The sequence below is a fragment of the Cyanobium sp. Maggiore-St4-Cus genome (genome assembly GCF_024345615.1).
Taxonomy (GTDB): domain Bacteria; phylum Cyanobacteriota; class Cyanobacteriia; order PCC-6307; family Cyanobiaceae; genus Cyanobium_A; species Cyanobium_A usitatum.
The window spans coordinates 166,080-178,980 of the sequence record NZ_JAGQBL010000002.1 but is presented as its reverse complement, the minus strand read 5'-3'; the positions used below and the strand labels follow the sequence as shown (position 1 = coordinate 178,980).

Below are 12,901 nucleotides of genomic sequence, written 5' to 3'. Positions count from 1 at the left end.
CCCCCGACTGCCGACGATGAGTCTGCGTTTAGCCCAGTTGCAGGAGCTTTGGGGTCCAACCGCCACCGGCCCACTTGCGCTGGATCGGGCGGAGCTGAAGCTTGCCCCCCAGGCCATCTGCACCGATAGCCGCCAGCTGCGCGGCGGCGACCTTTTTCTGCCGCTGATTGGCGAGCGCTTCGATGGCCATGGCTTCCTTGCCGGTGCCCTCGAGGCAGGTGCCGCCGCCCTGTTAGCCCAGGCGGGCCACCTTGCGCCAGCCTCCCAGGCCACTGTGTTGGCTGCTGCTGCCGCAGCTCACGTTCCCCTCTGGCTGGTGCCGGACACCCTGCAGGCTTACCAGGACCTGGCGGGTCTCTGGCGCCTGCAGCTTGCAGCGCCAGTGGTGGCGGTGACCGGTTCTGCCGGCAAGACCACCACGCGGGAACTTATCCGCAGTGCCCTGGCTCCGCTTGGGCCGATCTGGGCCTCCAGCGGCAACGAAAACAACGACGTAGGCGTTCCCCTGACCTTGCTGGGCGCAGCCCCTGATCAGGCGGCCTTGGTTGTGGAAATGGGCATGCGCGGCCTCGGTGAGATCGAACGGCTGAGTCGTTGCGCCAGCCCCGATGTGGCAGTGATCACCAACATCGGCACAGCCCACATCGGCCGGCTTGGCAGTCGCGAGGCAATCGCAACGGCTAAGTGCGAAATCGTGGCTGGTTTAAGGCCCGATGGCTTGGTGGTGATCCCAGCTGGTGATCCCCTGCTGGACCGTGCCCTGGCCAGGGTGTGGTCTGGCCGGGTAGTGCGGGTTGCCCTGCAGGGAGAAGGCCATGAAGCGGCCGCAGATCTGGTGGGCACGTTTGATTGCCAGGGGGAGATTCTGGAGTTGGCCGGAGTGGCCCTGCCCGTGCCGCTAGAGGGAGTGCATCACGCCCGCAACCTGATGCTTGCAATGGCGGTAGCTCGGGAGCTCGGCCTTGAACCTGAGCGTTGGCGGCCCCTGCAGGTGAATCTGCCCGGAGGACGCAGCCGCCGTTTGCAGCAAAATGGCGTGCTGGTACTTGACGAGACCTACAACGCCTCACCGGAGGCGGTGCTTGCCGCCTTGGAGCTACTGGCCCAGCAGCCTGGCCGCCGCTTCGCGGTGCTCGGCACGATGCTCGAGTTGGGCGAGCAGAGCCTGGCTCTGCACCGCAGCGTGGCCGAGCGGGCAAGGCAACTAGACCTTGATGGGCTGGTGATCGTGGACCAGGGCGAGGAAGGGGCGGCCATGGTTGAGGCTGCCACTGGCCTATCGCGTTTAAGGCAGGTTGATTGCCCGGAAGATGCGGCCGAGCCATTGCAACAATGGCTGCAGCCTGGCGATGTTCTTTTGCTCAAGGCCAGCAGGGGTGTTGCTTTGGAGCGCTTGATTCCGCTTCTCTAATAGGGCACGCCATGTTGGGCGCCATCGGCCATGATGGCAGCGGAGCAGCATTTCACGATGTTGTGCCTTCGGGCGAAGGTCCTGGGTGGTGGTTCACTCGGGGCCTTTCTGCTTTCAGCCCAAATACCAATGCAACATGGCAGCCAGCTGGCCCACCATGCCCTTGCCGGTGAGAAGCTCGCCGGCGATTGCTGCGGCAAAGCCAAGCATGGCCACCCGACCGTTTAATAATTCCACCCCGGCAAGGGCAGCCTTGTTCCAGGGTTTGGGACTGGTCATGCTCTCGCCAAACCGTTCCACCGGCTCGTAGAGAAAGCCCTCTTTATCTGGTGACGCTGCATCTGGTGAAGCCGCAGGACGCTTGTCGCGATTCATAAAAGCTGGGGAAGATTGGCGCAGCCTATGGGGCTGGAGGGCCCGGCTGATTTAACTGGGTGGACCAGTTTTCCTTGACGAGCTGGCGAGCACGGCCCAAGGCGAGCGAGCCGGCCGGCACGTCTTTAGTGATCGTCGAGCCGGCACCAACGGTCACGTTTTCGCCCAGGGTCAATGGTGCTACAAGCACGGAATTTGCCCCGGTTTTGCTGCCGGCGCCCACCACGGTGCGGTGCTTGCGCACGCCGTCGTAATTGGCGGTGATTGTGCCTGCTCCCACGTTAACGCCAGCGCCCAGATCTGCGTCGCCGATATAGCTGAGATGGTTTACTTTCACGCCATTGGCAAGACTGCTGTTTTTCACCTCCACAAAATTGCCGATGTGACAGTGCTCTGCCAATGAGGTGCCGGGGCGTAGCTGGGCGAAGGGGCCAATGGCGCAGTGATCAGCCACCTGCACTTGGCGCAGCACTGAATAGAGCACGGTCACACATGCTCCCAAGCTGCTGTCTTCGATCAAGCAGCCGGGCCCGATGCGGCAGCCATCGCCGATGGAGCTGCTGCCACGGAAGTGGCACTGGGGTTCAACAACAACATCCTTACCAAAGCGGCAGTCTTCGCTGAGGGTGCAGCTAGCTGGATCCACAAAGCTCACACCCTCAGCCATCCAGTGGCGCTTTAGCCGCTCCTGCAGAGCCGTCTCGCATTGGCTGAGCTGAAGCCGGTCGTTGATACCGGCGATTTCGTCAGCATCAGCGACCTCTCGGTGCATGGCCGGCTGGAGCAGGCCCACCGTGTCGGTGAGGTAGAGCTCGCCTTGGTCGTTGTCGGTGGTGAGCTTGGGCAGCACCTCGGCCAACTTGGCCCAGTTGAAGCAGTAGATACCTGCGTTGGTTAGGTGGTTGAGACGCTGTTGGTCATTGCAGTCGCGGTGCTCCACGATCGCGCTAACGGAGCCGTTGGCATCGGCAAATACTCGTCCGTAGCCACTGGGATCGTCCATCCTGGCCGTGAGCAGAGTCACGGCAGCGCCACTACTGCGGTGTTGCTCCAGCAGGGCCGCAAGAGTTTCAGGGCGTAGCAACGGCACGTCGCCATTGAGCACCAACAGATCGCCGCTGAAGTTATTTAGCGGTTCGAGCAGTTGCTGCACGGCGTGGCCAGTGCCGTTCTGGGGCTGCTGCAGCACGAATTCCAGGCCGCTTATGCCCTGCAGCTGCTGCTCCACCCGCTCGGCCTGGTGGCCAACGATCAGCAGGCGCCTCTCGGGCTGAAGCTGCTCGCAGCTGGCCAGTACCCGCTCCACCAGGGTGGCCCCGGCTAAGGGCTGGAGCACTTTGGGCAGGGCGCTCTTCATGCGGGTGCCCTTCCCTGCGGCCAATACGGCGACGGCGAGCATGGTCAGGCGGTAACTACTGGCCGGGAATCTACGTGGACTACCTGTCAGCTTGCCTGCTGCTTGAGGCGGGCTAGGTCGTCCCAGAAGCCCGGATAGGAGACGGCTGCCGCTTCCGGCCGGTGCAGCAGGGTGTCACCCCGGGCGATGCCGGCAGCTACCGCCAGACTCATGGCAACCCGGTGGTCGGTCTCACTGTCAACCTCTGCGCCGTGCAGTTCGGTGTAGCCATTGATAGTCATGCCGTCTGCGAATTCCTCGATGCGGCCGCCCATCGCACCGAGCTGCCTTGCCATGACCGCGAGGCGGTCTGTTTCCTTGACCCGCAGCTCTTCGGCGTCACGAATACGGCTGATGCCCTCGGCGCAGCAGGCGGCAACCGCCAGCACTGGGATTTCATCCACGAGCCGGGGGATCAGTTCGCCACCAATATCAAAGGCTTGCAGCGGGCCGTGGCAAACCCGCAGGTCTCCCACCGGCTCTCCGGCCACATCCCGGCGGTTGAGCACGCTTATTTGGGCGCCCATCTGCTCCAGCACCTCGAGGATGCCGGTTCGGCTGGGGTTGAGCCCCACGTTCTGCACTGTGATCTCAGCGCCTGGGGTGATGGCACCGGCCACCAGCCAGAAGGCGGCGGAGCTGATGTCACCTGGCACCACCACCGCTTGACCTTTGAGCGTTTGCCCCGGGATCAGGGTCACCACCGTGTTGCCCGCACCGCCCACAGACAACTCGGCGCCGAAGGACCGCAGCATTCGCTCGCTGTGATCGCGGCTCTGGGCCGGCTCAATCACGGTGGTGGGCCCGTCAGCGGTGAGGGCGGCAAGCAGGATGGCGCTCTTCACCTGGGCGGAGGCCACCGGGGTGTGAATCGTTGTGCCACGCAATGGCTGGCCCTGCACCGCTAACGGTGCGAAGTTGCCGTCCCCGCGGCCACCGATCTGGGCACCCATTTGGGCCAGGGGGGCCCCGACCCGCCGCATCGGCCTGCCTCTTAGGGAGCCATCACCAGTGAGCACGAAGTGGCGGCCAACCCGGCCTGCCAGCAGCCCCAGCATCAGCCGCATGGTGGTACCCGAGTTGCCGCAATCGAGCACATCGCCAGGTTCTTGGAAGCCATCAAGGCCAGCGCCTTGCACGGTCACTGGCTGTCCGGCCTGAATCGGCGATACCTCCACGCCCATGCTCCGCAGGCAGGCGGCCGTACTGAGCGGGTCCTCCGCTGGGAGCAAGCCCTCGATGCGGGTTTCTCCTTCGGCGATTGCCCCAAACAAAAGGGCCCGGTGGGAGATTGATTTATCCCCGGGTACTTGCACGGTTCCCACCAGAGTGCCGCCGCCAGGCAGGCTGAGCGGGGCGGAATTAGCGGCGGAATGGGCCACGAAGCAGTGACGGCAGTTGGCCGATCCTATGGAGCGCGCCGCTGCCCGACTGATCCATAGGCGTGCCAGTGGCATAGAGGACCGTGACCAGCGCCAATGGCGAGGGCGGAACGCAAGCCGCCTTCCACGTAGCCCTTGGCCTCGATCACGGCCTCCTGAAGGGATAGCCCGAGGGCCCGCTGGGCGGTGATCGCTGCCCCCAGTGTGCAGCCACTGCCGTGGGTGTGGGTGGTGCTGATTGGCGCGTGGCTGAGCCACTGGCCAGGGGCATGGCGCTGCAGCAGGTAGTCGCGGCCTCTCAGCTCCGGCCGGCCGCCGCCCTTGACCAGCACTGCTGCTGACCCCAGCTCCAGCAGCCTCTGCGCCGCTTGCTCAACCGCCCGCTCCAGATCGGTAGCCGACTCGATCGTCACGCCGCTGAGCAGCTGGGCTTCATGCAGGTTGGGGGTGAGCAGCTCGGCTTGGGGCAGCAGCAGCAGGTAGGCAGCGATGGCGCTGGGTTCAAGCAGCACTGAACCAGCCCGCGACACCATCACCGGATCGATCAACTTCGGGATCGTCAGCGGCGCCAGGGCGGCAGCAGTGGCCTCGATTAGGCCGACGTTGAGCAACATGCCGGTTTTAAGGGCCGCTACCGGCAGATCTGTTAGCACCGCGGTGATTTGGGCGCTCAGGGCCTCTGGCGACAGAGCGTCCACGCGGCTGACACCTGTGCTGTTCTGGGCAGTGACGCAGCTGATGGCCGAGCAGCCGTACACCTTCATGCTCGTGAAGGTCTTGAGGTCGGCCTGGATGCCGGCGCCGCCGCTGGAATCACTGCCGCCGATTGTCATAGCGATGGCGGGAGTTATCGGCTTGCTCCAGCAATGAACGGTGGGGAGGCCCATGGCTTAACCAAGCATCACCCCACCCTCGCCATCGGATCCGGCCACGGCGCTGCGGAGGTCGAACAGCAGGTCTTCGAGACTGAGATCCGCCAGCGCCTTTTGCCGGACCCGCTCTAGCCGTAGCTGCAATGCATTGGTCACTTGATCGGCTGGAGAGCTGGCCGGCTCCGACGGTGCGGACCGATTCGCACTTTCTTTCAATGCCTCGCCAACACTCAAAGCTTCGCCGACTATCAAAGCTTCGCCAAGCCCTGCAAAAATCTGCTCCATTGAAATGTCCCGCGCAGGCCTGGTGAGTCGGTAGCCGCCCACCCGACCCCGCCTCGCATCGAGCAGCCCGGCTCGGCGTAGGCGCAGGAGCAGCTGTTCCAGCATGGGTTCGGGTAGATCATGGGTCGTGGCCAGCGCGTGGGTTGACTGCCACTCCAAGGGCCTTGCTGCCAGCTCCAACAGGGCCTTAAGAGCATGGCTGGCCTGGCGAGAAAGCATCACGCCTCAGCCGTTGCCCGCCCCGCCAGCCGCTCCAGCACGTGCTCCAGGGTGTAACCGAACAGGGCTGGATCTGGCTCGTCCTTACCGATATCTGCCAAGCCAAGCTCGGCCCAACGGGCATCGAGCCTGGACTCCAGCTCGGCGGGACGGCTAAGCGGTTCGCCCCAGGGGTGGCGCTTCTCTGGACCGATCTTGGTGGTGGCATCTATCGCCAGCCTGCCGCCCAAGCCCAGGCGCTCGCTGGCGAAATCGAGGCTGTCAAAGGGGGTGTCTTCGAGCACAAACAAATCCCGCTGCGGATCTACTTGGGCACTGATCGCCCAGATCACTTGGCGCGGGTCGCGGATGTTGATGCTTTTATCCACCACCACCACAAATTTGGTGTAGGTGAACTGGGGCAAGGCGCTCCAGAAGGCCATCGCGGCCCGCTTGGCTTGGCCTGGATAGGCCTTATCGATGGCAATCACAGCCAGTTTGTAGCTGAGCCCCTCCATCGGCAGAAAGAAATCGACGATTTCAGGGATCTGCTGGCGCAGGATCGGCGTGTAGATGCGGTTTAGGGCGATCGCCAACATGGCGTCTTCCTTGGGGGGCCGGCCACTGAAGGTGGTGAAGTACACCGGATCACGTCGCTGGGTGACGCACTGGATCTGGACGAGGGGCGAATCTTCGACGCCGCCGTAGAAGCCCATGTGGTCGCCAAATGGTCCGTCAGCCAGCTCAGAGCCAGGGGTGATCGTGCCTTCCAGCACCACTTCACTGTGGCTCGGCACCTCCAAATTTACTGTTTTGCACCTAGCGAGCCGCACGCCCTCGCCGGCGTAGATGCCAGCAAACAGCCACTCGCTCAACTGCACAGGGATCGGCGTGGCGGCCGCCATCACCAGCAGCGGATGCACGCCGATGGCAATGGCGATTTCAAGCTTTTTGCCCATCGCCGCCGCCTTGCGCAGGTGGCGAGCGCCACCGCGCACGCTCAGCCAGTGCACGGTCATTGAGTTCGCCGACTGTTGTTGCAGCCGGTACACGCCCACATTGGGTGTGCCAGTTTCTGGGTCCTTGGTGATCACCAGGCCCAGGGTGATGATCCGGCCGCCGTCGCCGGGCCAGGGCCGCAGCAGGGGCAGGGCATCAAGGTTCACTGCCTCGCCCTTAAACACCTGCTGGTGGCAGGGGGGGGTGAGGTCGAGATCGGGCCTGGCCTTGAGCACATCCAGTAGCACAGAACCAAAGCGCACCGCCTCCCGGACCCCCTTGGGGGGGCGAGGTTGCTGCAACAGGGCTAGGCGCTCGCCGAGCCGTTCCAGCTCCTCTGGTTGTTCCATGCCCATGCTCCACAGCACCCGCTCCTGGGTGCCCAGCAGGTTCACGGCGACCGGCATGGTGGAGCCGATCACATTTTCAAACAACAGGGCCGGGCCGCCAGCTGCCAGCACCCGGTCGGCAATCGCTGCCAACTCCAGGTCTGGATCCACCGGCGCGGTGATCCGGCGCAGGGCGCCGCGTGATTCCAAGAGCGCAATAAAGCCGCGAAGATCACGGCGGCTGCGCTGGGGGGACGCCGTAGCTGCCATCAAGTTTGACCAGTACTGCCTACTGTGGCGCACCCTCCCTTGGCTGTGCCGGTGCAGATCTCTTATTTCGCGACTTCAGAAACGGTTCCCGAGGTGGTTCCTCCTAGCGAGGGAGGCCCCGATGCCGCCGTCGTGATCGACGTGCTGCGGGCCACAACCACGATTGCCTTTTCCCTGGAGAGAGGTGCGGAGGCCGTCGAGGCTTTTGCGGATCTCTCCAAACTCGAAGCAGCGGCTAGTGCCTGGCCTGTGGAGTCCCGTTTGCGGGCAGGGGAGCGCGGGGGGAAACGCATCGATGGCTATGACCTAGGTAATTCACCGGTTGCGATCACTCCGGAGCTGGTTTCAGGCAAGCGAATTTTCATGAGCACAACCAATGGCACCCGCTCCTTGGCAGCGGTCAAAGCTGTGCCATTGCTTCTCACCGCTTGCCTTCCGAATCGCACCGCAGTGGCAACAAGCCTTTGGGAAAAGCAGTGTGAGACGGTCTGGATCGTTGGAAGTGGTTGGGAGGGGGATTACTCCCTGGAAGACAGCCTTGCTGCCGGGGCCGTGGCTGATGCCTTGCTTGCCATTGGGACTGCCAGCCAGAGGCCGGCCCGCATCGCCAACGATGAAATGTATGTTGCCCTGGCGGTTTGGCACCAGTGGGGCCAGGACACCGAAGGGTGCCTGCGCGCCGCCAGCCATGGCCAGCGTTTGATGGGCATTGGCAACCACGACGCCGACTTCGCATGCTGTGCCTCTGTTGACAGCCTGAAGATCGTGCCCTTCCAGGCCGAACCCGGGGTGCTTAAAGCCGGCTCGTAGCAGCCGTGCGGAACGCCTCTTGGCACTTCCCTTAAAGTCAGTCGGATTGGTTGGGGCAGTGAGTGAGCAGTTTTCTGGCGGCAGCTGTGCAACTCACAAGCACCCCGGATCCGGATGGGAATTTCGCTTCAGCGGAAGAGCAGATTGAGCTGGCTGCCCGTCGCGGCGCTGAGTTGGTCGGGCTCCCCGAAAACTTCGCTTTCATGGGGGAGGACGAGCAGCGACTTGAGCTGGCCCCATCTTTGGCTGAGCGCTGCAGCAGTTTCCTGGTCACGATGGCGCGCCGCTATCAAGTGACCTTGTTAGGTGGGGGCTTCCCCGTCCCAGCTGGACCGGGGCAGACCTTCAACCGAGCTGAGTTAGTAGGAACGGAGGGCCAGCTGCTGGCTCGCTACGACAAAATCCACCTCTTCGATGTCGACTTACCCGACGGCAACACCTATCGGGAATCGGCCACGGTGCAGCCCGGAGACCAACTGCCCCCTGTAGTTGATGTGCCCGGTCTTGGCAGGATTGGCCTGTCGATCTGCTACGACGTTCGCTTCCCTGAGCTTTATCGCCACCTAGCCCAGTCAGGGGCTGATGTTTTGTTTGTGCCCGCAGCCTTTACCGCTTTTACCGGCAAGGACCACTGGCAGGTGCTGCTGCAGGCCCGGGCGATTGAAAACACTGCCTACGTGGTCGCCCCCGCCCAAACGGGCCAGCACTACGGACGCAGGCAGAGCCACGGCCATGCCTTGGTAATCGACCCTTGGGGCACGGTGCTGGCAGATGCCGGCGTAAGTGTCAGCGCTGCCATTGCCCCGATCGATCCGGGCCATGCCCAGAGGGTGAGGGCCCAGATGCCCAGCCTGAGGCACCGCCGGCCGGCCCTGTTCTGACTGTCCCGATGCCCTGGTCCGTCAGATTCCGCTGGAGTGCTGCTCTGGCAGCGGTTGCTTTGCTGATGGCCGATCTACCGGCCTGGGCTTCTTCCCTCGCGGCCTGGCGCGTTTCCCGCAGCGGTCAGCTGGAGTTGCGTACCAGTATCGATGTACGCCCCCAGGCCTTTTTTGAGGCTGGTACTGGCTTTAGGGGCCCCCGGGTCTGGGTAGACCTGCCCGGTGCCCCATCGCGCACACGCACTGTGCGAGGCAGTGGTGCCTTGCGTGAGGTACGGATTGGTCGTCCAGATGGCTTCACAACCCGCCTGGTGCTGGAATTTGCGCCAGGTACCCAGCTCGATCCCTCTGGCCTGCGCCTGGTGGGCACCTCCCGCGACCGCTGGCGCATGGAGTTGCCGGGACTTGGCAACCAAGCTGGGCTTGGCCTCGGCGAGGGAGACCTCGATGCTGTCGCCAGCTTTGGCGCCGATCAGCAGACCTTCTTCCCCACCGCAGCTACGCCCCTCTCCGCCGATGGCTTGCCGGTTGTGCCCCGGGGCCGCTTCAAGGTGGTGATCGACCCTGGCCATGGGGGCCCCGATCCAGGTGCCGTCGGCATTGGTGGCCTACGGGAAACCGACGTAGTGCTTGATGTTTGTCTGCAAATCGCCCGGCTATTGCAGGCCCGCGGCGTCCAGGTGTTGATGACACGCACCTCTGAGGTGGACGTTGACCTGCCTCCCCGGGTGGCCCTGGCCAACAGCAGCGGTGCCGATCTGTTTGTGAGCGTGCACGCCAACGCCTTGAGCATGGCCCGTCCCGATGTGAATGGCATCGAGACCTTTTTCTTTGAGGGTGCGGGATCGCCCTCCCGTCGACTGGCTTCGGCCTTGCAGGAGCAAATGGTGGCCATTTCCCCTGGCAGTCCTGATCGCGGCGTGCGTAGCGGACGCTTTTTCGTGATCCGCCGCACTGTGATGCCCTCCGCCCTTGTTGAGATGGGCTTTGTCACCGGTGAACTCGATTCCCGGCGCCTCGCCGATGCCAATTTTCGTCGTCGCATGGCTTTAGCCCTGAGCGCTGGAATTCTTAACGCCCTGCAGGGTCAGCCATGAGCGCTTTGGTGGGGCTATTTGACAGCGGCTTGGGGGGCCTCACGGTGCTGCGGAGACTTCAGGAGCGCTATCCCCATTCCTCCTGTCTTTATCTCGGGGATACGGCCCGAGTTCCCTACGGCCAGCGCAGCGTCGCCGATATTCGCTCCATTGCCGCTGAGGTGGTGGGCTGGCTGCGCAACCAACAGGTCGGAGTTCTGGTGATGGCCTGCAACACCTCCAATGCCCTCGCTCTTGATGTGGCCGTGGCGGAGGCCGGCGTTCCCGTGGTGGGGCTGATCGACAGTGTTGCTGCCGACCTGAACAGCGAGTGCGTGGGGGTGTTGGCTACTCCCGCCACAGCCGCAAGCGGTGCCTATAGGCGGGCAATCCATGCCTGCCGGCCCCACACCTCTGTGCTCGAGGTGGGCTGTCCCACCTTCGTGCCCTTGATCGAGGCCGGTGATCTCCAGTCTCCAGACCTGATACTGGATGCCAAGGCATACCTTGAGCCCCTACTCGCAGCCGGTGTCGACACGGTGGTGCTGGGCTGCACCCACTACCCGATGCTGCGCCCCTTGCTCACGGCCCTGCTGCCTCCCCATGTGCGCCTTGTTGACCCAGCTGAATCGGCAGTACGGCGACTAGGGCCCCTTTTGGCAAGCATGGGCGGCATGCCGGAGGGCGAACTCGCAGCGGTGGAGGTGGTGACCCCAGCCGAGCGCACCCGGGTCTGCGTCAGTGGATCTGCGGAAGCCTTTGCCGACGGGGCGAGCCGCTGGTTGGGTTACCGGCCTGCCGTTGAGCGGGTGGACCTGCGGTCGATGGGGCAAGCCTTCTAGGATCACGCCACGGCGGAGGTGTTGTGGCAACGGTTGCAGAGCTGCTCCAGCCCGTAGAGGCTGACTTAGATGCCCTGCTGGCCGACTTGCGCAGCCTTATAGGAGCTGGCCATCCGATTTTGCAGGCTGCAGCAGAGCATCTGTTTGCTGCAGGTGGTAAGCGGCTGCGACCCGGCATTGTGCTCTTGCTATCGCGGGCAGTAGCACCGGATGGTGAGCTGGGCCCCCGCCACCGCCGCCTGGCGGAGATCACTGAAATGATCCACACGGCTTCGCTCGTCCACGACGACGTTGTCGATGAGGCTGCAACCCGCCGCGGAGTTGATACGGTGCACAGCCGTTTCAATCATCGAGTGGCGGTGCTTGCTGGGGATTTCCTTTTTGCCCAGGCCAGCTGGCATTTGGCCAATCTCGATGATCTCGAGGTGGTGAAGCTGCTCAGCCGGGTGATCATGGATTTGGCAGACGGCGAGGTGAAACAGGGCCTTTTCCGCTACGACACCGGCCAGAGCTTCGAGACTTACCTCGAAAAGAGCTACTGCAAAACAGCCTCGCTAATTGCAAATAGCGCTAGGGCAGCTGGCGTACTTACGGGTTTGCCAGGGGCCCAGCTCGATGATCTTTATCGTTTCGGCCGCCAGTTGGGTTTGGCCTTCCAGGTCGTAGACGACATTCTCGATTTCACTGGCAGTGATCAGCAGCTCGGCAAGCCAGCTGCAAGCGATCTGGCCTCCGGATATCTCACCGCTCCGGCCCTTTATGCACTCCAGGAGCGCCCTGCCCTGGCCTGCTTGATTGAACGCGAATTTTGTGAGGAAGGTGATCTCGAGCAAGCTCTTGAACTGGTGAGGGGTTGCGAGGCCATTCCCCGCACCCGGGCCTTGGCTGAAGGCTTCGCCCGGGAAGCAGCTGAATCCTTGGAATGGCTAGCCCCCTCCGAACCGCGCAGCGCCTTGCGGGCCCTGCCTGATTTCGTCCTTAGTCGCCTCTACTGACGCTGTTCAGACAGCTACCAGCGCACATCTCTGAGGGAATTGAGGCGGATCACTCCGGCAGGTGTGGCTTGGGCATCTGCGTCGCTTGGGAGAAGCGCATACACCTGGCAACCGGCGGCCACTGCGGCCTCGATGCCGGCGGCTGAATCTTCGAAGGCCCAGCAGTCGCTGGGATTGCGGCCTAGGCGTTTAGCTGCCAGCAGAAATGGGTCCGGCGCCGGTTTGCCCGCCGCCAGGGCTGGATCATCACCATAAACCCTTACCTGGATCAGCTCCAGCCATCGGTGGGGTGCAGCCTTACGCCGCACCGCGTCCTGGGTGCTGCTGGTGACGAGGGCCATGGGGACCTGGTGATCCCTGCACATCTGCACCAGTTCGGCGGCGCCGTCCATTGCGGCAGCGGTGGGCACCAAGGCATCGGCCAGGGGTTGGCGCACGGCCAGCAAAGCCTCACAACTCGGGGGATTGGAGCCTGAAGCTTCGATCCAGCGGCATACCAAGGCAGCACAATCCAACCGGCGCTGGCCCCGCAGCCTGAGCAACTGTTCAGCACCGAGCTGGCAACCAAAGTGGGCGGCTGCTTTATGCCAAGCCCTGGCCTGCAGTGGTTCGGTGTCTAGAAGCAGGCCGTCGAGATCGAACAGGCAGGCGGCAGGACCCATATATCTATCCTGCATCACGACGGCCCATTACATGCCGGTGCAAGGAGCCTGGGACTGCGGCGCCAGCTGGTTTAATTTTTCTATGGCAACCGCCCGTTAGAGACCGCCCGTCAGCAAC

General features: G+C 63.4%; 13 protein-coding genes. 6 read left to right on the top strand and 7 right to left on the bottom strand.

Annotated features, from left to right (window positions below):
• Positions 1–16: 16 nt before the first annotated feature.
• The gene (gene murF / locus KBY99_RS02675; RefSeq protein ID WP_254997164.1) at positions 17–1,411 is read left to right on the top strand and encodes a UDP-N-acetylmuramoyl-tripeptide--D-alanyl-D-alanine ligase; all 1,395 of its coding nucleotides are present in this window, start codon (positions 17–19) and stop codon (positions 1,409–1,411) included.
• Between the two features lie 114 nt (positions 1,412–1,525).
• Here the strand turns inward: murF and KBY99_RS02670 are convergent, their stop codons facing one another.
• From KBY99_RS02670 to KBY99_RS02645, 6 genes are read right to left on the bottom strand one after another with little or no spacing between them, the layout of a single operon-like run.
• The gene (locus KBY99_RS02670) at positions 1,526–1,786 is read right to left on the bottom strand and encodes a chlorophyll a/b-binding protein (RefSeq protein ID WP_254997163.1); all 261 of its coding nucleotides are present in this window, start codon (positions 1,784–1,786) and stop codon (positions 1,526–1,528) included.
• Between the two features lie 25 nt (positions 1,787–1,811).
• Positions 1,812–3,185, bottom strand: a complete 1,374-nt coding sequence (gene glmU, locus KBY99_RS02665; RefSeq protein ID WP_254997162.1) for a bifunctional UDP-N-acetylglucosamine diphosphorylase/glucosamine-1-phosphate N-acetyltransferase GlmU — start codon at positions 3,183–3,185, stop codon at positions 1,812–1,814.
• A 44-nt stretch (positions 3,186–3,229) separates the two neighbouring features.
• Positions 3,230–4,564, bottom strand: a complete 1,335-nt coding sequence (aroA, locus tag KBY99_RS02660) for a 3-phosphoshikimate 1-carboxyvinyltransferase (protein ID WP_254997160.1) — start codon at positions 4,562–4,564, stop codon at positions 3,230–3,232.
• Between the two features lie 26 nt (positions 4,565–4,590).
• Positions 4,591–5,451: a bifunctional hydroxymethylpyrimidine kinase/phosphomethylpyrimidine kinase gene (thiD, locus tag KBY99_RS02655; protein WP_261352058.1), complete on the bottom strand. Its 861-nt coding sequence runs from the start codon at positions 5,449–5,451 to the stop codon at positions 4,591–4,593.
• 3 nt (positions 5,452–5,454) lie between these two features.
• The gene (locus KBY99_RS02650; RefSeq protein WP_254997158.1) at positions 5,455–5,940 is read right to left on the bottom strand and encodes an Rrf2 family transcriptional regulator; all 486 of its coding nucleotides are present in this window, start codon (positions 5,938–5,940) and stop codon (positions 5,455–5,457) included.
• The gene (locus tag KBY99_RS02645; protein WP_254997157.1) at positions 5,940–7,517 is read right to left on the bottom strand and encodes a UbiD family decarboxylase; all 1,578 of its coding nucleotides are present in this window, start codon (positions 7,515–7,517) and stop codon (positions 5,940–5,942) included. Before KBY99_RS02645 ends, KBY99_RS02650 begins: the two co-directional genes overlap by 1 nt.
• Positions 7,518–7,568: 51 nt before the next feature.
• Here KBY99_RS02645 and KBY99_RS02640 point away from each other — a divergent pair, with 51 nt between their 5' ends.
• The 5 genes from KBY99_RS02640 (at position 7,569) to sds (ending at position 12,121) form a co-directional block, all read left to right on the top strand.
• The gene (locus KBY99_RS02640; RefSeq protein ID WP_254997287.1) at positions 7,569–8,327 is read left to right on the top strand and encodes a 2-phosphosulfolactate phosphatase family protein; all 759 of its coding nucleotides are present in this window, start codon (positions 7,569–7,571) and stop codon (positions 8,325–8,327) included.
• A gap of 62 nt (positions 8,328–8,389) precedes the next feature.
• Entirely contained in the window at positions 8,390–9,208 is an 819-nt protein-coding gene (locus KBY99_RS02635; protein ID WP_254997155.1) for a carbon-nitrogen hydrolase family protein, read from the top strand.
• Positions 9,209–9,216: 8 nt separating this feature from the next.
• The gene (locus tag KBY99_RS02630) at positions 9,217–10,305 is read left to right on the top strand and encodes an N-acetylmuramoyl-L-alanine amidase (protein WP_254997154.1); all 1,089 of its coding nucleotides are present in this window, start codon (positions 9,217–9,219) and stop codon (positions 10,303–10,305) included.
• A complete protein-coding gene (gene murI / locus KBY99_RS02625) occupies positions 10,302–11,126 on the top strand; it encodes a glutamate racemase (protein WP_254997153.1) in 825 nt (274 codons plus the stop codon). Before KBY99_RS02630 ends, murI begins: the two co-directional genes overlap by 4 nt.
• Positions 11,127–11,149: 23 nt before the next feature.
• The gene (gene sds / locus KBY99_RS02620; protein WP_254997152.1) at positions 11,150–12,121 is read left to right on the top strand and encodes a solanesyl diphosphate synthase; all 972 of its coding nucleotides are present in this window, start codon (positions 11,150–11,152) and stop codon (positions 12,119–12,121) included.
• Positions 12,122–12,135: 14 nt separating this feature from the next.
• On the opposite strand, the gene KBY99_RS02615 is transcribed toward sds, so the two are convergent.
• Positions 12,136–12,798, bottom strand: a complete 663-nt coding sequence (locus KBY99_RS02615; RefSeq protein WP_254997151.1) for an HAD family hydrolase — start codon at positions 12,796–12,798, stop codon at positions 12,136–12,138.
• Positions 12,799–12,901 lie beyond the last annotated feature (103 nt).

Coding starts and splice junctions, on each gene's coding strand:
- murF (WP_254997164.1), top strand. CDS start 17: ATGAGTCTGCGTTTAGCCCAGTTGCAGGAGCTTTGGGGTCCAACCGCC.
- KBY99_RS02670 (WP_254997163.1), bottom strand. CDS start 1,786: ATGAATCGCGACAAGCGTCCTGCGGCTTCACCAGATGCAGCGTCACCA.
- glmU (WP_254997162.1), bottom strand. CDS start 3,185: ATGCTCGCCGTCGCCGTATTGGCCGCAGGGAAGGGCACCCGCATGAAG.
- thiD (WP_261352058.1), bottom strand. CDS start 5,451: ATGGGCCTCCCCACCGTTCATTGCTGGAGCAAGCCGATAACTCCCGCC.
- KBY99_RS02650 (WP_254997158.1), bottom strand. CDS start 5,940: ATGCTTTCTCGCCAGGCCAGCCATGCTCTTAAGGCCCTGTTGGAGCTG.
- KBY99_RS02645 (WP_254997157.1), bottom strand. CDS start 7,517: ATGGCAGCTACGGCGTCCCCCCAGCGCAGCCGCCGTGATCTTCGCGGC.
- KBY99_RS02630 (WP_254997154.1), top strand. CDS start 9,217: ATGCCCTGGTCCGTCAGATTCCGCTGGAGTGCTGCTCTGGCAGCGGTT.
- murI (WP_254997153.1), top strand. CDS start 10,302: ATGAGCGCTTTGGTGGGGCTATTTGACAGCGGCTTGGGGGGCCTCACG.
- KBY99_RS02615 (WP_254997151.1), bottom strand. CDS start 12,798: ATGCAGGATAGATATATGGGTCCTGCCGCCTGCCTGTTCGATCTCGAC.